Genomic DNA, 20190 nt, shown 5'->3' on the forward strand with positions numbered 1-20190 from the left:
AATGAAAATAGCTATTGGCTGTGATGAAGCAGCATATAATTTAAAAATGATTTTGAAACAGCATTTGGAATCAAAAGGATATGAAGTAGATGATTTTGGTGCTGAAAAGGGTGAAACAGTACTTTATCCGGATGTTGCCTATAAAGTGGCTGATGCTGTTGCTGCAGGTAAATATAAAAAAGCTGTTCTGGTTTGCGGAACTGGACTTGGTATGTGCATCTGTGCTAATAAAGTACCTGGTGTTCGTGCTGCTGTATGTCATGATCAGTACTCTGCTCAACGCAGCAGATTAAGTAATAATGCTCAGATAATCTGTATGGGTGAACGTGTTATCGGGACAGAATTAGCAAAAGCTTTATTGGACACATGGCTTGACTGCGAATTTTCGGAACAGTCAAGATCTCAGCCTAAGGTACTCCGTATAAATGAATTGGAACAAGAACATATAAAGGCAGCCAAATAAGAATAGTAAGCTTAGGAGCAGTTTGTTGATAAAAGTAAGTTCAGGGTAAAAATGTATTGGATAAAAATTATTTTACTTTTGGAGTGATGTTTGATGGCAAAAGTAACTACTACAGAAATGTTTAAAAAAGCATATCAGGGTGGTTATGCAATTGGGGCTTTTAATGTGAATAATATGGAAATTATTCAAGGAATTACGGAAGCTGCCAAAGAGGAAAATGCACCATTGATACTCCAGGTATCTGCTGGAGCACGTAAGTATGCCAAGCATGTATATTTAACGAAACTGGTTGAAGCAGCGATTGAGGATACTGATCTGCCAATCGCTCTGCATTTGGATCATGGGGCAGATTTTGAAATATGCAAAGCATGTATTGACGGTGGATTTACATCTGTAATGATTGACGGTTCCAAGCATACTTTTAAAGACAATGTGGAGCTTACTAAACGCGTTGTTGATTATGCACATAAGAAGGGCGTTGTGGTAGAAGGTGAATTGGGAAGACTGGCCGGTATTGAAGATGATGTAAATGTAGCGGCGAATGATTCATCGTATACACAGCCGGAAGAAGTAGAAGAATTTGTCAAATCTACTGGTGTGGATTCATTAGCAATTGCCATTGGTACAAGTCATGGGGCATTTAAATTTACACCGGAACAATGTACTAAAAATGAAGACGGTGTCTTAGTACCGCCGCCGCTTCGTTTTGATATTCTCAAAAAGGTCGAAAAGCGATTGCCAAATTTTCCGATAGTATTGCATGGTGCTTCATCTGTTATTCCTAAATATGTTAAAATTATTAATGATAACGGAGGAAATCTTGCTGATGCTGTTGGTATTCCGGAAGATCAGTTAAGAAAAGCAGCAAAATCAGCCGTGTGCAAGATCAATATTGATTCCGATTTACGATTGGCATTGACAGCAGGAATTCGTGAGCATATGGCAGCTCATCCGGATCACTTCGATCCTCGTCAGTACTTGTCACCGGCAAGAGATTATATCAAGGAACTTGTTAAGCATAAGATAACTGATGTTCTTGGCTGTGCGGGTAAGGCCTGATCATTTTCCAAACAGAATGTTTATCATATGATAATACTGGCCTTTAAATCAGGGAAGGGAGTGTAAAATGCGACTTTGTAGTGCCGTGGTTTTACACTCCTTTTATATTGATTTAAGTGATGAAAGTCTTTATTATTATAATAAAGATATGATGAAGGGAAGGATATATATGTCGGATGATAAGGTAATAATGAATCTGCAAAATGGCAGTGATGTTCGTGGCGTGGCATTAGAAGGTGTTGCCGGTGAAAATGTCACATTGACAAGGGAATATACAAATCGTATTACAGGGGCATTTGTTAAGTGGTTAGCTGATAAAACAGGAAAAAAAGAAACCAAACTGAAAATCGCGGTTGGGCATGATTCAAGGTTGTCGGCAGATTTTTTACAAGAACAAGTCATAAAGGCTGTTTTAGGATTAGGAGCTGTGGCATACGATTGTGGTTTAGCAACAACACCGGCTATGTTTATGTCGTTGGTGTACAATGAGACTAAGTTTGATGGTTCAATCATGATAACAGCAAGTCATTTACCTTTTAACCGTAATGGTTTGAAATTTTTTACAATTGATGGCGGCATGGAAAAAAGTGATTTGACTGAAGTATTAAAAATTGCAGGGCAAATAAGGGCATTGGAAGCAGATCTTCAAAAAGTTATAAGTTGTAATTTGATAGATATTTATGCTCAGGACCTTTGTCAAAAAATTCGCAAGGGAATAGATTCGACCGATTTTTATCATCCTTTGCATGGATTGCATATTGTTGTGGATGCGGGCAATGGGGCCGGAGGTTTTTTTGTGGAAAAAGTTTTAGGGCAACTTGGTGCTGATACGTCGGGAAGTCAGTTCCTTGAACCGGACGGACATTTTCCCAATCATATTCCCAATCCGGAAAACAAGCAGGCAATGGAAGCTTTGCAAGGAGCTGTAATAAGGAATAAAGCTGATTTGGGGCTTATTTTTGATACAGATGTTGACAGGATGTCGGCAGTCCTTTCTGATGGACGGGAAATCAGTCGTGATTCGCTTATTGCGATGATGGCTGCCATTTTGGCGCCGACTTATCCACATTCAACAATTATTACCGATTCTGTGACATCAGATAAGCTTACTGATTTCTTACAGAATGTATTACATTTAAAACATCATCGTTATATGCGCGGTTATAAAAATGTAATTAATGAATGTAAGCGGCTTAATGCCAAGGGAGAAACATCGCCATTGGCAATTGAAACAAGCGGACATGGTGCACTTAAGGAAAATTACTATCTGGATGATGGAGCTTATTTGGCAGTTAAACTATTGATTGCCGCAGCACTTGCCAAAAGAGAAAATAAATCATTGGAAAACCTTATAGAAAAATTACAGCCGATTTTTGAAGAAGCTGAATATCGTATGGCGATAAAATGTGAGGATTTCAAAGCTTATGGGAAAAATGTTCTTAAAACTTTTGAAGAACGCGCCAGAGAAAAAGGTTATACTGTAGTAACCCCTTCTTATGAAGGTGTCCGTTTATCATTTAAAGGTAATGCAAATGGCTGGGCTTTGTTGCGACAGTCGCTGCATGATCCCAAAATGCCTTTGAATGTGGAAGGCAATGGTGCAGGTGACTGCAAAAAAATAACGGATATGGTAAAAGAGCTTTTACAGGGATTTGATAAATTGGATACAAATGTTTTGAACAGATAATGGTATAATTTGACCATAAAAAACACTCGGGTAAAAGAGGTGTATTAGTTTACCTGAGTGTTTTCTTTTTTATATAAGCTTATGGGTTATAATTAAGTGGATGATTGAAAAAAATTATTCTGCTTAATTGATTATAATGTTAGTGATGGTTGCAATTACTGGTATAGTAATATAGAAAGAGCCGGTATTATCCGATAAAAAAGTATAAGCATTTCAATAGTGTACTATAAATATTGAGTAGAATTTGATACAATAATTTATAAATAATTATTGTAAATGATAATTAAAATTGCGTTGACAATATGCGGCGATGTATAATGGTAAATAGTATCAATAATATATAATGATTATGGTGAAACGATAGTGGCTATTGAAATAAAAAATGTTACCTATACCTATATGAAGAAAACTCCATATGAAAAAATTGCTTTAAAAGATGTGTCATTTACAATACCGGAAAAAAATTTTATTGCTGTGGCTGGACATACCGGTTCAGGGAAATCGACGCTCATGCAGCATTTAAATGGTTTGATTGCACCATCATACGGGCAGATCATTGTAGATGGAATAGATGTAAATAGCAAGGGATCCGCCAAACTGAAAGCGAGGCGAAGCGTTGGCATGGTATTTCAATATCCGGAACAGCAATTATTTGAAGAAACAATTTTTGCCGATATTGCTTTTGGTCCAAAGAACTTTGGCTTATCAGAAACACAGATTGCTGAGCGGGTAAAGAAAGCCATGGCCTTCGTGGATCTTGATTATAAGCAATACAAGGATTTATCCCCATTTTCTTTAAGCGGTGGGCAAATGCGTCGGGTGGCTATTGCTGGTATTATCGCTCTTGAACCTAAATATCTGGTTCTGGATGAACCAACGGCTGGTCTTGATCCGCAGGCAAAACGTAGTTTATTGAGAAATATAAAAAAATTATATAATGAAGGCAAAACTACAATTATAATGGTCTCACACAATATGGATGATATTTTAGAATTAGCTGGGCGTGTGATTGTTTTAAATGATGGACAGATATTGGCTGATGGGAACCCTAAGGATGTTTTTAGGCAAGTAAATTTATTGCATAAAGCCGGATTGGAACCGCCACAGCTGATTCAGCTGCTTGAGCGGATAAAGACAGAGGTTTTCGATATCTCTGTTGATAAATTTAACGTTGATGATGCAGCTGATGCGATTTATGCCGAATGGCGCAGGAGGCAAAAGCATGCTCGATGATATAATGATTGGACAGTTTTTCCCGGCTGATTCGCTGCTGCATCGCATTGATGCCAGAGTTAAGATAATAGTATTGTTTATATTTATTATGGCAGTATTTTTATGCGATACACGAGCTGATTATATAGTACTTATTTTATTGAATATTATACTCATGTATATATCAAAAATACCAATCAGTATGTATCTAAAATCACTTAAGCCGATGCTTTGGATTATTTTGTTCACTTTTATTATTCATCTGTTTGGCGATGCGGGTGAGCCGATAGTTAAGTTATGGCTGTTTTCAGCTACATGGAATGGTTTATTTGAGGGGACTTTTATAACTATACGATTGTTTGTATTAATACTAATGGCTTCTATATTGACGTTTACGACATCACCTTTGGTATTGACAGATGCTTTGGAAAGTTTATTGAATCCGTTTAAAATTATCGGGGTACCGGCTCATGAATTGGCGATGATGATGACTATAGCCCTACGTTTTATTCCTACTTTGATAGGGGAAACCGATAAAATAATAAAAGCACAAAAGTCGCGCGGAGCTGATTTCTCATCTGGGAATATTGTCAAACGCATGAGTTTCGTGATGCCGATATTGATACCACTTTTTGTCGGAGCCTTTCGCCGGGCCGATGAGCTGGCACTGGCTATGGAAGCACGCTGTTACAGAGGTGGTCAGGGACGTACCAGAATGAAAGAGATGAAGCTGGAACGATTGGATTTTTTTGTGTCAGTATTGGTAATTATTGTAGTAATTGTATTGATCATTTTTAAGATAAAAGGTATATGATGAAATCAGAACATAAAGAAATGATGAAACGGCGACGGCGCAATATCAGATTGACCATAGCCTATGATGGTACTAATTATCATGGCTTTCAACGACAAAATAGATGTGTAGCGGTACAAAATATACTAGAGGAAGTATTACCGGCAATTTTTGGTGATTCTATAGAACTGGCTGCTGCTGGCAGAACTGATGCTGGTGTACATGCTAAAGGCCAAGTGGTAAATTTTTTTTCTGATGGGATTATTCCTGTGGAAAATATACCACGGGCGGCAAACAGGTTATTGCCGAATGATATAGTTGTCACTGAGGCACAGGAGGTCGGACGAGATTTTAGTGCATTACACAGTGCAAAAAGTAAAACTTATATTTATAAATTGCATCATAGTAAAATACCGGATCCGTTTTTGCGGCGGTATAGCTGGCATTATGAGTATGCACTGCAATTGGCACCAATGCGGGAGGCTCTTGGTTATATTGTTGGTGAACATGATTTTTCTGCTTTTAGGGCTGCTGGAGGGGCACCTGGAATGAGTCCGGTACGGACGTTGTATGAAGCGGATTGCCATCAGGAAAAAGACATGTATATATTTCATTTTTGGGGTAACGGTTTTTTGTACCATATGGTTAGAAATATCGTCGGTACGGTGGTAAAAGTGGGAAATGGAAAGTTATCACCATTGCAGTTTAGAGAAATATTGTGGGGACGCGACAGAAATAAAGCGGGTAAAACAGCACCAGCTAAGGGACTGGTACTCTGGCAGGTAAACTATTGAATGTAGATGGGATAAAAATAAAAAAGAGACTGTCGCACGTAACTATTTTTATGAGATCAATGTTGTTCATGCGACAGGCTCTTTTTGTTTTTATAAGTTTTTCTGAGAATATTCACTGAGCATTTTTAGATGGGATTCTTCTTCTTGTTTAATGCGGGAAAAAACATCGGCCTTTTCATTTTTAAATATGGTTTGAATTTCATTGATATATAGTAAAGTGTCTTTTTCTAATGAAATAGAAAATTTTAAAGCTTCTTTTAAAGTAGGTCGTTTTAAATTGTCAAAAGCAAAATTTTGTCGGATTAATACATTTAAATAGGATTTATAATTGTCATCAAGTGTTTCGTCTATAGACAGGCCGTTTTTATATTCATTTGATAAATTGGTGTAGGTTTTTTCATGTTTTTTTTCTTCATCGGCCAAAAAATGAAAGAAACTGCTGATTTTTGCATCAGCTGATTCCACGGCCATTTTTGTGTAGAAGTCCTGGCCTGTTTTTTCCAAACGTACCATACTGTTCAGTAAATCACTGACTTGAAATATTTCACTCATAAGATCATCCCTTTCTTATTTGACAGATAGATGCTTGTCCAGCGGTTTGACGTGGATATTGCTACGATATTCGGTTTCTGCCCAGTTGATATTTTCGGCGATCATGGCTTCAGGGTTAAGATTAACACCATCGAGCATAAAATCTTTGAAACGTTGGTAGCCGGCCCTGTCAATCAGGTGACCGCCGTGGATATAAATTGGCTTGCCACCCAGTACCCATTCAGAAAATTTGGGCCAATTTTTCATTATTGATAATACGCTTTCTTCGGTTAACCAGTTGGCAAACATTTTGCCCATACGTGGATATTGTTTACCAGTCCTGCCACCGAGAATTATTTTGTAAAAATCTTTGGCTGGCCGCCGCCATGCACCAGTTGGGCAGGCTGTAACACATTCACCGCAGCCAACACAGCAGCAGGGGTCTTTTTCTACTTTGTTTTTATCATTGAGAGAAAGTACACGGGTAGCAGCACTTTCACATTTTCGAACGCAGGCACCGCAGCCAATACATCTATCTATTGTATAGATAGGTTTTGTGCAGCCAATTATACCAAAATCCTGGAAGTGACCTTTGCCGCAATCGTTTGGGCAGCCGGAGACGGAAATTTTTATGTGATAGGGATTTGGGTAAATGAGTTTTTCTAATTTTTGTGCTAATCTTTGGGTGTAGACATTGCCTTTTATGCAATGAATACCACCGATGCAGGCCATTATATTGCGTGGGGCAATATAGGGATAACCATCTTTGGTTTGCATTTTTACGTCGCACATATCACATTCCACAGCCTGTAGATACGGCTGGATGTATTCATTGACAGCAGGAATATCCTTGGCTTTTATTCTGGGAGCATTTAATGTCTGCCGCATACCAAGATGGAACGTACCATCTCCCCATGTTTGGCAGACGTGTTTTATTACATCCAGCCATTTCGCATCTATTAAGGCACCTGGTACACGCAGCTGCAGCATGAATTCACCTGGAACCTTTGATTGACGAAAGCAATTGTTTCTAAGTTTTTTAATATTGCAATCTTCTACCACAATTATTCCTCCTAATCGATTAATTTTTTGCCAATAGTGTAGTTAAAGACAGGTCCATCAAGGCATACGTAAGTTTCATCTATGCGACAGTGACCACATTTACCTATGCCGCAGGACATTTTTCGTTCAAAGGACATCCATATTTTCTTTTCTGGAACTTTATTCATAAGTAAACCCATTCCGACAAACTTCATCATAATAGGCGGTCCGACAATTATACATTCATATTCATTATCAAAAGAGGCAAAGGGGATTTCTTTGATAAAATCAGTAACAAGGCCTTTTTTGAAACCGGGATAGTTTTCATCGTCCAGAGTGTATATTACATGAAAATGTGATGCTGTCTGCCATTTTTTTAATTCATCGGCAAATAAGATACTGTGTGAATTTTTGAAACCAAGGATGAGATATATATTCCTGGCATAATTGCTATGTTCACATAGCATATTTACAAGGCTTTTTACTGGAGAAACACCTGTTCCACCAGCAATGATGACAACGGTTTTATTTTTGAATTGTTCTGTTGGCCAGCCATTGCCATAACAGCCGCGAATGAATATATTGTCACCTTTTTTCAGGGAAAATAAACCATCGGTTACTTTACCGACCTTTCTTATAGTAAAATCGACGTAACCATCACCAAAACCGCTGATTGAAATTGGAGCTTCACCAACTTTTGGCAAGGACAGCTGCATAAATTGACCATGTTTTATCGGCAGATTATTTTTAACACGAAAAGTCCATTCAGTTTGAGTTTGCGGCATGATATCAAGAAGTTTGCAGGCAGTTGGTTTAACAGGATTGTTAGTCATGCTGCACACCTCCTTTTATTTCTTTAATTGCTTGAGAAAGCTTATTCAGCGTAGCCGGATAACTTATTAGCTCAGGACATCTGGCGGAGCAGCGGCCGCAGCCGACACACATTGGACCAGTGTGAAAACGAGCGTTATAACCATAGACTTTATGCAAAATTTTATAGCGATATTTTTCTGATGTTTTTTTGCGGAAAGACTGCCCGCCGGCAACTTTATCAAAACCGTCTACCATACAGGAAGAGCAAGTGCGGCGGCGTTCCCCAATGTGGGCATTTTGTGTATATACTATATCAGTAGTTTCAAAACAGGTGCAGGTACTGCATGATACAGTACAGGAACCGCAGCCAATACAGCGAGCGTCAAATTCTTTCCACATGGGATGTTCTTTGAGTTTATTGGCTAAATCAAGGTTGTCAATGACGGGATAATCGACTTTCAATTCATTTTCTAATGGTGTTTGTATTTCATGATCAACGGCAGAGTATTTGGCAAAATAATTGTTAAAATCACTGTCATAGATTCCGACATAAGCACTGCCGTTGTTATCAGAGACAGCTAATGATTGCATGTCGGTTTTATTGGCTCCTACACTGCAGCAAAAACAACCTTCAAATTGCTCAGGGCAATCCATTAAGATGAATTTTATTTTGTCCCGTATCCTTTTATAGAAATAATCTTCAATACCGCCATTTTGCAAATATATTTGATCCTGTATTTTTATGGAATTGATATCACAGGCCCGGCCAAAAATCAAAACATCTTTTTGCGGGCTTTTACTTTCTTTGAATTCATCTTCAGTAAAATAAAATAATGTTTGGGTTATTGGAGTGAGTACCTCTTTTAATGGATAAGTAGAACGTTCATGAAATTCAATTTCCTGATAGGTATTTATCGGTTGATAAATGATGGAGTCATCCTTGGCGTATCTGCCGCCGCACGAGATGCGGACCGGTGCATAGATATCGTACTTTTTACTGAGTTGTTCAAGAAATTCATTCATTTCATTAACAGTTAGTTGATAAGTTTGTGCGTGTTTCAAGCTAAGCGCTTCCTTTCTAATAAATAATTGATAGTGCATTGAAATTTTTGAGAAGAAACATGTTAATATTTTCACTTTTATGGGAAAAAGGAAATATCAGCTAAAAATTTAAATAATATAATTATAAAGAATGATCGTAATTAATCGAAACTGAGTGACTATTATGAAAATCATATCGTTAATATTATAAAACTTGTTTATGCTGATGTAAAATGCTAAACTAATTATAAGTATATAGCATTTTTTGCATAGATTAGTAAAGGAATAAGCTATCTTATGACGATTAGAGATTTAGAAATTTTTATTGCAGTGGCTCAATTGGGAAAAATGGGACTGGCTGCTAAAAAACTGTATATTTCCCAGCCGACGGTTAGTCATGTTATTTCACAAATTGAATCTGATTATAATATAAAGCTGTTTGACAGGCTTTCACGTAAATTGTATATAACTGAAACCGGTCGGGAATTTTTACAATATGCCAAGCATATAATGGCTAATTTCGAGGAAATGGAACATTACATGCGGCGTGCTTCCGAACAAATGACGATACATGTGGGGGCATCGCTCACTGTAGGCAGCTTTTTTTTAGCTAATATGATAAATCAGTATGAACATGAAAACAATAATGTAAAAATACGAGTCTATATCGATAATTCACAAAACATTATTCAGAAGATTTCCGGAGGAGAACTTGATATTGCGATAATAGAAGGTAATGTTAATGCAAAAGATGTAATAAAAAAAGAAATTTATCGAGATGAAATGGTACTGATTTGTGGTAAAAAGCATCCTTTTGCACAAAAAAAATCAGTGAAATTAGCGGAATTGGCTGATATGGATTGTGTAATGAGGGAAGAAGGTTCCGGTACCAGGGCGTTTTTACTTTCCTTAACTGAAGAAAGTGGTATCCATATTGTACAGAAATGGGTTTGCCACAGCTCTGATTCTATTATCAATATTGTTGCTTCGGGACAAGGAGTGTCGATTGTTTCTAAATCACTGCTGATACATGAACCGAATATAGTACAGATTCCTATTAAGGATAAGGTTTTGTCGCGGGAATTCCGGGTGATATACCATAAGGATAAATATTTATCGAAGGAACTGCGTAAATATATTGCCGCTGTAGAAAAATATTTTAAGGCGGTCAGTTTACATCGATGATTATGATAATAAAAAAAGTATCGCAGTTGATGCGATACTCTTGTAAGACAATAAAAATAATAGATTTTAACGAAAAAGATTTTTGAATTTAGTTAAAAAATCTGATTTTGCTGTCAGGTCGATAAATGGTACCACATTGCCGCAAAGTCGGGAAACAATGTCACGATAGGCCTGTCCGGCAATAGAAGTTGTATCTTCTACAATTGGTTGGCCCTTGTTGGTGTATTTTATTATTGCTTCTTCATCAGGAATCTGTCCGAGTATCTGGACACCCAGTATTTCCTTGATATCATCAATATCAAGCATATCCCCGCGTTGCAGCATATCAGGACGAATACGATTAATTATTAATTTGATGTCGGTGAGGTCAGCACGATTTAGCTCGCCAACCACTTTATCAGCATCGCGTAGGGCCGCCATTTCGGGCATAGTGACAATTATTGCACTGTCGGCACCGGCAATTGCTGTTTGAAAACCTTGTTCAATACCGGCCGGACAGTCAATCAGTATATAGTCGAATTTGGTGCGCATTTGTTGGCATAGATTACTGAGATCATCACCGCGCAAAGCTGATTTATCGTATTTTTGCGATGTCGGCAGAAGATACATATTTGAGTACTGAGGGTGGTGGATAAGTGCTTTTTCATAAGGAACTTTTCCTTCTGCTACGTCAACAAGAGTATAACAGATGTAATTTTCCAGACCTAATATTAGATCGAGATTTCTCAATCCGGTATCAGTGTCAATTAACGCAACTTTTTTACCGGAAAGAGCAAGTCCGGCCCCAATATTTGCAGTGGCAGTTGTTTTGCCAACGCCGCCTTTTCCGGATGTAATGACAATTGTTTCACCCAATTTTATTCCTCCATGTTATTACATGTAATAATTAATTAATATTATCGTAGGATAAAGCCGTATAATTAAACAGTTACTATTATAAAAAGAATTTAATTTATTATATCATAAATGAAGTTGACGAGAAAATATTAATTTGGTATAAGCGTACGGATATTGCAATGGACGCGTTCCTTATTGAAATTAATTATTGATTATGGTATAACATAATCAGGTATATTATAATAGATGATCAATAAAAAAAAGTTATTATGATGTATTCAAAAAATAATGGATATTAATATTGTTGTTTAGCTGCAGTTGACGATAAGGCTTGATTTTGCTTGTGTTAATATGAATGATATGGGGACGTGCAGCAAACAAGGCAGCAGGCATTATTTAGATAAAAGAAGAATAATAATTTATTTTATTTATATATTGTTTGCCCGTGGTATCTATTATATGCAAAATCAGCTACATTGTTATAATTTAGGTAGAATTATATTTTGGGGTGTTAGTTATGGATCCTATCTGGAAAATTGGTATTGACATAGGTTCAACCACCATTAAAACAGTAGTTTTAGATGAATTGGACAGAACTGTATTTAAACAGTATAAACGCCATTTTTCTGAAATTTACAATGCATTAAGTCAGGATATTGTGGCGTTAAAAGACAAACTGCAGCATCGGGTATTTCGTTGCACCCTAACGGGGTCAGCGGGGATGGGAATGGCGTCAGCGATGAAACTGCCCTTTGTTCAAGAAGTTATTGCTTGTACACAGGCCATAAAAAAATGGATACCGGAAACAAATGCAGCTATTGAACTCGGTGGCGAAGATGCTAAGATAACATATTTTGGCATAGCTCCGGAACAGCGGATGAATGGTGTTTGTGCAGGGGGAACGGGTTCATTTATTGATCATATGGCAGCTCTTTTACACACAGATGCCAAGGGACTGGACGAATTGGCGTCACGGGGAAGGCAGGTTTATACGATAGCTTCCCGGTGTGGTGTTTTTGCTAAAACGGATGTGCAGGCACTGATTAATGATGGTGTTTCGAAAGAGGATATAGCACTTTCGATATTTCAGGCTGTTGTGAATCAAACAATAGGCAATTTAGCGCAGGGCCGGCCAATTGAGGGGCATATAGCATTTTTGGGCGGACCGTTATATTTTTTGCCTGTTTTGAAGCAACAGTTTATAAAAACATTAAAATTAGATGATTGCCATGTGGTGAATGCTCCGGATGGATGTTATTTTGTGGCCATGGGAGCGGCGCTGTCCGAGGAAGCAGCGGTGCTTGATTATAAAAAATTGGCAGCAAGATTAGAAGCCGGCAAAAATGTTAAAGTCGACACCGATGAGGTGCCATTTGTTTTATTTAAAAATGAAACGGAATACAATGATTTTAGGGAACGTCATAGCCATGATGTCGTGCCCAAAGGGAATTTAAAAAATTATAGGGGACCTTTGTATGTAGGTATTGATGCTGGTTCAACAACGACTAAAGTTGTTGCTGTCGGCAGTGATAAACAAGTGCTTTACACTTCTTATGGCAGTAATAAAGGTGTCCCCTTGGATAGTGTATTAAAAGCTTTGCGTGAATTATATGCCGGGATGAATGATGAAACTTATATCAGCAGTGCCGGTACTACCGGCTATGGTGAATATATTGTTAAGGCGGCAGTACATGCTGACTTTGGCGAAGTGGAAACTTTTGCCCACTTAAAAGCTGCACAGGAATTTTGTCCTAATGTAACATGTGTGTTGGATATCGGCGGACAGGATATGAAGTGTTTTTTTGTAAAAAAAGGACATATATCACAGATTGTATTAAATGAAGCTTGTTCTGCTGGCTGTGGGTCGTTTATTGAAAATTTTGCGCAGGGATTATCAATGACAGCAGCTGATTTTGCTAAAAAGGGGCTCAATTCTGAGCATCCGGTGGACTTGGGGACACGCTGTACTGTATTTATGAATTCAAGGGTAAAACAGGCGCAAAAGGAAGGTGCACCTGTAGCGGATATATCGGCAGGCATAGCGTTATCGGTTATAAAAAATGCATTGTTTAAAGTTATACAGATAAAAAATACGGAAGAATTGGGGGATGCTGTTGTTGTTCAGGGCGGTACTTTTTATAATGATGCTGTTTTACGTTCCATGGAACTGTTATTGCATAAAAATGTGATTCGTCCGGATATCTCCGGGTTGATGGGCGCTTACGGCATTGCGCTGCTGGGGATGGAAAGAAAGCAGAAAAAATCAGCACTACTGCCGATAAAAGCATTGTCTGACTTCAAAGTCATTTCCACATCATATCGCTGCAGGGGTTGTGGCAATAAATGTCTGGTGACAATGCAGAAATTTCCTGACGGCGGCAGGTACTTTATCGGCAATCGCTGCGAAAAGGGTGCTGGTGGGACGAAATCTAAATCGAATAATGTTCCTAATATTTATAAATATAAATATGATCGGCTTTTTGATTATTATACACCGCTGACAAACGCTCCTAATGGTAAGATCGGTCTGCCACGCTGTCTTAACATGTATGAAGATTATCCATTTTGGTTTACTTTTTTTACTGAATTAGGATATGAGGTGATTTTATCGGGCAAATCATCAGCACAGCTGTATTATAAAGGAATGGCCACTATTCCTTCGGATTCATTATGCTATCCGGCTAAACTGGCACATGGGCATATAATGGATTTAATTGAAAAAGGAATAAAAGTAATTTTTTATCCTTGCATACCTACTAATATTGCTGACACGGTAAATGAAACTGACAGTAATTACAATTGTCCGGTAGTAGCTTCATATGCTGAAAATATACGAGCCAACATGGACGTTTTGCGGCAGGAAAAAATAAAATTTGTTCAGCCGTTTTTGCCGATAAATAATCGTAAGAAGATGTATAAACGATTGGTGGAAGAACTGAAAGAATTTCCTTGTGGTAAACGGAGTATCAGCCGGGCACTTGATGATGCTTATGCTGAACTGGATCATTATAAACAAGATGTGGAGGATTATGGCAGGGATATACTGGCTAAGATAGAAAAAGACAAGTTGAAGGCAGTGGTTTTATGCGGGCGGCCGTATCATATAGATCCGGAAATAAATCATGGTATTCCTGAAATGATTCAAGACTATGGAGTGGCAGTTTTGTCGGAAGATGCCTTATATCATCTGCCGACAAAGGATACAGACTTAAGCATTGTCAATCAATGGAGCTATCATGCCCGTCTTTATCATGCTGCCGAATATGTAGCAGAACATCCTGAGTTAACACTTATACAGTTCAGTTCTTTTGGTTGTGGTTTAGATGCAATAACGACAGGGCAGGTAAAAGAAATTTTGGAACGGCACCATTGTGTTTATACAATGATAAAGCTGGATGAAGTCAGCAATTTAGGTTCGGCAAGGATCAGACTGCGTTCTTTGATAGCAGCATGGAAATATGGTATGAAACAGGGACAGGGGATTCCGGAAACAATTCAACCGCGGGCTTACTTTACCAAAGAATGTCAAACTGAACATACGATTCTGGCACCGCAAATGGCACCACTGCATTTTGAACTTATTGGTGCGGCCGTGAGAAAATATGGTTATAATATCGTGATTCCTGAACTGCCAAAACAGGCGGCAGTGGACGAGGGACTCAGATATGTGAATAATGATATGTGTTACCCGGCTATAATAGTCATAGGACAATTGCTTCATGCACTTAAATCTGGTAAATATGATATTGATAAAACTTCGATAATGCTTTTCCAGACTTGTGGTGCCTGCCGGGCAACTAATTATTTAAATCTTATGCGCAAGGCATTACAGGATACAGGTATGTCCCAAGTACCGGTGTTTGCCTGCATGGGCAGGGATACTGATTCGTTTAAGATGACACGTGAATTGTTTGTTGATGTATTGAAAGCAACTATTTATGCTGACTTGCTGCAGCGCACACGTCATCGCACTTTGCCATATGAGAAAGAACCGGGAAGTGTAAACAAATTATTTAATGAAGCGATGGCTTTATGTAAAAGTGATTTAAGAAATGAAGATGCAAGTTATGGTAGATTTTCTAATAACATTAAGCAGATTACAGCAGATTTTGATAATATACAGCTCGATGAAACGGAGGAGAAACCGCGTATAGGTATTGTCGGTGAAATTTTGGCAAAGTATCATCCAACGGCCAATAATCATTTGGAGAAAGTCCTTTATGAAGAGGGTGCTGAGGTAGTAATGCCGGATCTTATGGATTTCTTCATGTATATGGCATATGATGATGTAATTTCGTATAAAATGCTTGCAGGTAAATGGCTTGATAAATTTAAGTCGGAAATATCAATAAAGCTGATGGAATTTTATCGGCGACCGATGCGTAAGGCATTGCTTAACAGCAAACGATTCAGTGCACCGCGGACAATAGAACAGATTGCCGCACTTACAAAGGAACATGTTTCTTTGGGAAATTTGGCTGGTGAAGGTTGGTTTTTGACTGGTGAGATGCTTAAGCTGCTTGCCGAAGGGGTAAATAATATTATCTGCCTTCAACCATTTGGCTGTCTGCCTAATCATATAACGGGAAAAGGTATGATCAGGGAATTGATCCGTTCACATAAGGGTGCCAATATAGTGGCGATTGACTGTGATGCAGGGGTCAGTGAGGTCAATCAGCTAAATCGGATAAAATTAATGCTTTCTGTGGCCAAAGAACGATTAAAAAATGATGTTACAGCTTGATTAAGACTGTCATATTGGGCATTTTTGCTGCTTGGTATGACAGCCTTTTTTGTATGGTGGAGCAATGACTTTTTAATTGACATTTATAGTTCATGCTGTAAAATTAAATTAATGATGGTCAAAAAGATTAAAAATGGAGGAATAGCTGCATTTGCAAGGATTTAGCGAACGGAAAATAATTTTTCGTGATAGACAAGAAGCAATTGCTCTGCTGGGTGAGCATGATGATTTTTTTCGCTTTTTAAATGACGAGTTTTCCTGTAAAATGGCTGGCCGTGGAACTGAACTTACTATAACTGGAGAACAAAGTGAAGTTGTAGCTGTCGTGGCAATTTTTGAAGAACTATTGGGATTATACCGTCAGGGAACACAGATAACGATTCAAGAGGTAAGATACGCAGCTAAACTGGTAAGACAAGGCAATATAGAAGAACTACATAATCTATTTAGTGAGACGCTGTTTATTTCAGCGCGTGGTCGTACGATAAGACCCAAAACCATTGGGCAAAAAATTTATCTTGATGCTATTCGCAAAAATTCGGTTACTTTCGGGGTCGGTCCGGCTGGCACCGGTAAAACTTATTTGGCAGTGGTTATGGCGGTAATGGCGTTACGCAGTCATGAGGTGGAGAGGATAATATTGACCAGGCCGGCAGTGGAAGCTGGTGAGAGGCTGGGGTATCTGCCGGGAGATTTGCAGGAAAAGGTAGATCCGTATTTAAGGCCGCTGTATGATGCTCTTCAAGACACCTTGGGTAATGAAACGTACAAAAAAATGATGGAAAAGAACATTATAGAGGCAGCGCCGCTTGCCTATATGCGTGGCAGAACCTTGGAACGGGCTTTTGCTATATTGGATGAAGCACAAAACACTACAGGAAGACAAATGAAAATGTTTTTGACGCGTTTGGGAGTGGGGTCAAAAATGGTTGTTAATGGGGATTTGAGCCAGATCGATTTGCCGCATGGAGTAACTTCAGGACTTACGGAAGCAGTCGATATCCTGCAGGGAATAAAGGGCATAGGTTGTGTGCATTTTGATGCTGCTGATGTCATAAGGCATGATGTGGTAGCACGTATAGTAAAAGCCTATGATGCCCATGAAGAGACAATGTTGAACAGGATAGGTAAATAGTGATGGAGGAATGGTTAATATGGAAACTTTAATTGATAAAAATCCTGAAACATTGCAAATAGATGAATCTGTCATTGAAATAATAAAATGCACAACGGATAAAATAGCGCAACTATACGGTTTAGGAGAAAGTGAAGTCAGTATTACACTTACAAATAATGAAAATATCCATAAATTGAATAAACAATATCGCGGTATCGACCGACCGACCGACGTATTGTCTTTTGCGCTTAATGAAGGTGACGAACCGAAAATTGAAGGCGGTCCGAAGGTTAATGTGTTGGGTGATATTATTATTTCGGTGGAAAAAGGCACAGAACAAGCACAGGAATATGGTCATACATTCAGACGGGAAATAGCCTTTTTGACGACTCATGGCATGCTTCATCTGCTGGGATATGATCATATAAAGGAAGAAGATCGCAGCAAAATGAGGCATGAAGAAGAAATTATCATGGAAAAATTGGGAATATCACGATAAAGAAAGCACATTTTGTAAACATTGGATATATTAAGGGAGATTTATGGATAAAAAGTACAAATCGGGATTTGCAGCTGTAATTGGACGACCTAATGTTGGAAAATCAACGTTGATAAATAATCTCATCGGGCAAAAAATAGCAATTATGTCTGATAAGCCCCAGACAACGCGTAATAAGATATTATGTGTAATGACACAGAAAAATATGCAGGTCGTATTTATTGACACTCCGGGCATACATAAACCAATTGATAAGCTTGGAGAACATATGGTGCGGGCAGCGCAGAATACATTAAATGAAGTTGATGTGATATTGTTTGTAGTTGATGCCAACGAAAAAATCGGTGGCGGTGAACGATATATAATGAAGCGCTTGCAGGCTGCAAAAAAACCGGTGCTTCTTATTGTGAACAAAATAGATCTCATAAAAAAAGAAACAATTTTACCGATAATAAACAAATATGAAAATGAATACAGTAATATATACGATGCGAAAAATGCGGTGGACGATGGCAATGCCAGTAAGTTCGCCACAGTAGTGCCGATATCAGCAAAAAATAAGGAAAATTTATCGGATCTTTTAACAGAAATTGAACAATATTTACCTGTAGGGCCGCAGTATTTTCCAGAGGATATGGTGACGGATCAGCCAGAAAGATTAATTGTTGCAGAACTTATAAGAGAAAAAGTACTGTTGTCGACACGGGATGAAGTACCACATGCCGTAGCTGTTGATGTGGATGAAATGACGACACGTAAAAATGGTGATGTCTATGTGCGGGCAACCATTTATGTGGAACGGGAATCACAAAAAAAGATAGTGATAGGGGCAAAGGGCGGATTGCTAAAGCAAGTGGGCGCAAACGCCAGAAGTGATATACAAAATCTATTAGGTTCAAAAATATATCTTGATTTGTGGGTTAAAGTAAAAAAAGATTGGCGGGATCGAGAACGGGTCCTGCGTGAATTCGGGTTCAATGATTGATAAAGAGGCGGGTAGTAATGAAGAAACTGATGAATAAGCTGTCAAAGTGTTTTATCAATGGTATTATGATAATAACGCCTATATTTATTACTTATTTGGTCATTGCTACTGTGTGGGCTATGCTGGATGGTTTGATTGGCAGATATATTCCCATTAAATTTCCCGGGATGGGGATAATAATTGTTTTGATAATTATTTTGACGGTTGGTGGTTTATCATCAAATTGGTTGTCAAAACGGTTTTTGACATTGGGCGAGTCTATCATCAGCAAGATTCCGGTAGTAAAATTTATATATGGTAGTGTAAAAAGATTGTCTGATACTATTTTTAAATCAGGCAATATGTTTGATAATGCTGTCTTGGTGCCATATCCACATCCAGGGGTGCGTTGTCTGGGGTTTGTAATGACACCGGTATCAAAATGCATGGCAAAATATTTGGGTAATGAAGAATATGTATCGGTGTTTATTCCATGGAGTTTGAACATGACTTCGGGATTTAATGTTTTTGTGCCGAAAAGGGATGTTACGTATATTGACATACAGGGTGAAGATGCATTGCAGTACATTATAACAGCGGGAGCGGTTATGCCAGGCGGTATGGATAATAAATATCATTCAGCAGGAATTAAATAATGGCTTTTTATAATACGAGAGCTATTGTTTTGGGAGCAGCTAATTGGCGGGAAGCCGATCGGCTTATTACTCTTTTTTCACGTGATCGAGGTAAAATAAGGGCAGCAGCATATGGTTGCAGAAGACCAAGAAGCAGATTGGCATCTGTTTCACAATTATTCGGTGTAGTAGATGTTCAATTAACGGAAGGACAACAGCTTAATACTATAAAAAACTGTGATCACAATGGCTTTTTGGCAGATTTTTCTAATGACTATATTGCACTGGCATATGCATCATTTATAGCAGAATTCGTTGCTGAAATATTTGAAGAAGGGCAGCCACAAGCCGAAGTATATGATGAATTATTGAAGATAATACCATCAATGCGTCAGAAAAATCCGCGGGTAGTAGCATTGGCAGCTTTTTTTCAAATATTGGAATTCACAGGTAGTCAACCGCAGTATGAAAGTTGTGTCAGATGTGGTAAAAAAATAAATGGTGATGCATATTTCTCCTTCGAAGAAGGTGGTGCTGTCTGCAAAAAGTGTGGGCATGATAATTCGATTATATTGTATCCGCAGTCTGTTAGGACATTAATTTTGAAATTGCGGAAACTTGAATGGCATAATATGTGTTCATTCAGTATTCAGGCGAAAGATTTAGTGGCAGCGGAAAATATAATGCTTAAATATTTGGAATTGATATTGGGTAAGCAATTAAAATCATTGGCATTTATAAAGCAAATAACTCAATAAATATTAAAATATTGCAT

18 protein-coding genes are annotated in these 20190 nt (G+C 38.2%); 13 read left to right on the forward strand and 5 right to left on the reverse strand.

All coding sequences use genetic code 11. The features are described 5' to 3' along the window. Position 1: 1 nt before the first annotated feature. The 6 genes from rpiB (at position 2) to truA (ending at position 6008) form a co-directional block, all read left to right on the forward strand. Entirely contained in the window at positions 2-463 is a 462-nt protein-coding gene (gene rpiB / locus I6751_RS10630) for a ribose 5-phosphate isomerase B (RefSeq protein WP_182187719.1), read from the forward strand. A gap of 93 nt (positions 464-556) precedes the next feature. After that, positions 557-1522 carry a class II fructose-1,6-bisphosphate aldolase gene (fba, locus tag I6751_RS10635; protein WP_196591596.1) on the forward strand — a complete coding sequence of 322 codons (966 nt, stop codon included), beginning with the start codon at positions 557-559 and terminating at the stop codon, positions 1520-1522. Between the two features lie 169 nt (positions 1523-1691). Next, complete coding sequence (locus I6751_RS10640; protein WP_196591595.1) at positions 1692-3209, forward strand: phosphohexomutase domain-containing protein; 1518 nt, start codon at positions 1692-1694, stop codon at positions 3207-3209. 363 nt (positions 3210-3572) lie between these two features. Next, entirely contained in the window at positions 3573-4442 is an 870-nt protein-coding gene (locus I6751_RS10645; RefSeq protein WP_182187722.1) for an energy-coupling factor transporter ATPase, read from the forward strand. After that, a complete protein-coding gene (locus I6751_RS10650; RefSeq protein WP_196591594.1) occupies positions 4432-5235 on the forward strand; it encodes an energy-coupling factor transporter transmembrane component T family protein in 804 nt (267 codons plus the stop codon). Before I6751_RS10645 ends, I6751_RS10650 begins: the two co-directional genes overlap by 11 nt. Then, positions 5235-6008: a tRNA pseudouridine(38-40) synthase TruA gene (gene truA / locus I6751_RS10655; protein WP_196591598.1), complete on the forward strand. Its 774-nt coding sequence runs from the start codon at positions 5235-5237 to the stop codon at positions 6006-6008. The genes I6751_RS10650 and truA overlap by 1 nt, the downstream gene beginning before the upstream one ends. Before the next feature lie 90 nt (positions 6009-6098). On the opposite strand, the gene I6751_RS10660 is transcribed toward truA, so the two are convergent. From I6751_RS10660 to asrA, 4 genes are read right to left on the reverse strand one after another with little or no spacing between them, the layout of a single operon-like run. After that, positions 6099-6560 (reverse strand): ferritin-like domain-containing protein, encoded by a 462-nt coding sequence (locus I6751_RS10660; RefSeq protein WP_196591593.1) that lies wholly within the window; start codon positions 6558-6560, stop codon positions 6099-6101. 15 nt (positions 6561-6575) lie between these two features. After that, positions 6576-7601 carry a sulfite reductase subunit C gene (gene asrC / locus I6751_RS10665; RefSeq protein WP_182187725.1) on the reverse strand — a complete coding sequence of 342 codons (1026 nt, stop codon included), beginning with the start codon at positions 7599-7601 and terminating at the stop codon, positions 6576-6578. Positions 7602-7612: 11 nt separating this feature from the next. Continuing rightward, the gene (gene asrB / locus I6751_RS10670) at positions 7613-8413 is read right to left on the reverse strand and encodes an anaerobic sulfite reductase subunit AsrB (protein ID WP_196591592.1); all 801 of its coding nucleotides are present in this window, start codon (positions 8411-8413) and stop codon (positions 7613-7615) included. After that, positions 8406-9455 carry an anaerobic sulfite reductase subunit AsrA gene (gene asrA / locus I6751_RS10675; protein WP_196591591.1) on the reverse strand — a complete coding sequence of 350 codons (1050 nt, stop codon included), beginning with the start codon at positions 9453-9455 and terminating at the stop codon, positions 8406-8408. The genes asrB and asrA overlap by 8 nt, the downstream gene beginning before the upstream one ends. A 276-nt stretch (positions 9456-9731) precedes the next feature. On the opposite strand from asrA, the gene I6751_RS10680 reads away from it, so the two are divergent. After that, positions 9732-10619: a LysR family transcriptional regulator gene (locus tag I6751_RS10680; RefSeq protein ID WP_182187728.1), complete on the forward strand. Its 888-nt coding sequence runs from the start codon at positions 9732-9734 to the stop codon at positions 10617-10619. Positions 10620-10685: 66 nt separating this feature from the next. Here the strand turns inward: I6751_RS10680 and minD are convergent, their stop codons facing one another. Continuing rightward, positions 10686-11474, reverse strand: a complete 789-nt coding sequence (gene minD, locus I6751_RS10685; protein ID WP_182187729.1) for a septum site-determining protein MinD — start codon at positions 11472-11474, stop codon at positions 10686-10688. A 499-nt stretch (positions 11475-11973) separates the two neighbouring features. Between minD and I6751_RS10690 the strand changes: the two genes are divergently transcribed. The 6 genes from I6751_RS10690 to recO all read left to right on the forward strand — a co-directional run bounded on the left by I6751_RS10690 (position 11974) and on the right by recO (position 20173). Further along, complete coding sequence (locus I6751_RS10690; protein WP_196591590.1) at positions 11974-16200, forward strand: 2-hydroxyacyl-CoA dehydratase; 4227 nt, start codon at positions 11974-11976, stop codon at positions 16198-16200. A gap of 145 nt (positions 16201-16345) precedes the next feature. Beyond that, positions 16346-17335, forward strand: a complete 990-nt coding sequence (locus tag I6751_RS10695) for a PhoH family protein (protein WP_196591597.1) — start codon at positions 16346-16348, stop codon at positions 17333-17335. 19 nt (positions 17336-17354) lie between these two features. Continuing rightward, positions 17355-17816: an rRNA maturation RNase YbeY gene (ybeY, locus tag I6751_RS10700; RefSeq protein ID WP_182187731.1), complete on the forward strand. Its 462-nt coding sequence runs from the start codon at positions 17355-17357 to the stop codon at positions 17814-17816. 43 nt (positions 17817-17859) lie between these two features. Beyond that, complete coding sequence (era, locus tag I6751_RS10705; RefSeq protein ID WP_196591589.1) at positions 17860-18801, forward strand: GTPase Era; 942 nt, start codon at positions 17860-17862, stop codon at positions 18799-18801. Positions 18802-18818: 17 nt separating this feature from the next. After that, entirely contained in the window at positions 18819-19436 is a 618-nt protein-coding gene (locus I6751_RS10710; RefSeq protein ID WP_229711396.1) for a DUF502 domain-containing protein, read from the forward strand. Further along, positions 19436-20173 (forward strand): DNA repair protein RecO, encoded by a 738-nt coding sequence (recO, locus tag I6751_RS10715; protein WP_196591588.1) that lies wholly within the window; start codon positions 19436-19438, stop codon positions 20171-20173. Before I6751_RS10710 ends, recO begins: the two co-directional genes overlap by 1 nt. Positions 20174-20190 lie beyond the last annotated feature (17 nt).

Source organism: Pectinatus frisingensis (assembly GCF_015732285.1).
GTDB classification, from domain to species: Bacteria; Bacillota; Negativicutes; order Selenomonadales; family Selenomonadaceae; genus Pectinatus; species Pectinatus frisingensis.

Bases quoted from the DNA above. Each gene is read 5' to 3' on its own strand.
- rpiB (WP_182187719.1), top strand. From the start codon at position 2: ATGAAAATAGCTATTGGCTGTGATGAAGCAGCATATAATTTAAAAATG.
- fba (WP_196591596.1), top strand. From the start codon at position 557: ATGGCAAAAGTAACTACTACAGAAATGTTTAAAAAAGCATATCAGGGT.
- I6751_RS10640 (WP_196591595.1), top strand. From the start codon at position 1,692: ATGTCGGATGATAAGGTAATAATGAATCTGCAAAATGGCAGTGATGTT.
- I6751_RS10650 (WP_196591594.1), top strand. From the start codon at position 4,432: ATGCTCGATGATATAATGATTGGACAGTTTTTCCCGGCTGATTCGCTG.
- truA (WP_196591598.1), top strand. From the start codon at position 5,235: ATGAAATCAGAACATAAAGAAATGATGAAACGGCGACGGCGCAATATC.
- I6751_RS10660 (WP_196591593.1), bottom strand. From the start codon at position 6,560: ATGAGTGAAATATTTCAAGTCAGTGATTTACTGAACAGTATGGTACGT.
- asrB (WP_196591592.1), bottom strand. From the start codon at position 8,413: ATGACTAACAATCCTGTTAAACCAACTGCCTGCAAACTTCTTGATATC.
- I6751_RS10680 (WP_182187728.1), top strand. From the start codon at position 9,732: ATGACGATTAGAGATTTAGAAATTTTTATTGCAGTGGCTCAATTGGGA.
- I6751_RS10690 (WP_196591590.1), top strand. From the start codon at position 11,974: ATGGATCCTATCTGGAAAATTGGTATTGACATAGGTTCAACCACCATT.
- ybeY (WP_182187731.1), top strand. From the start codon at position 17,355: ATGGAAACTTTAATTGATAAAAATCCTGAAACATTGCAAATAGATGAA.
- era (WP_196591589.1), top strand. From the start codon at position 17,860: ATGGATAAAAAGTACAAATCGGGATTTGCAGCTGTAATTGGACGACCT.
- I6751_RS10710 (WP_229711396.1), top strand. From the start codon at position 18,819: ATGAAGAAACTGATGAATAAGCTGTCAAAGTGTTTTATCAATGGTATT.
- recO (WP_196591588.1), top strand. From the start codon at position 19,436: ATGGCTTTTTATAATACGAGAGCTATTGTTTTGGGAGCAGCTAATTGG.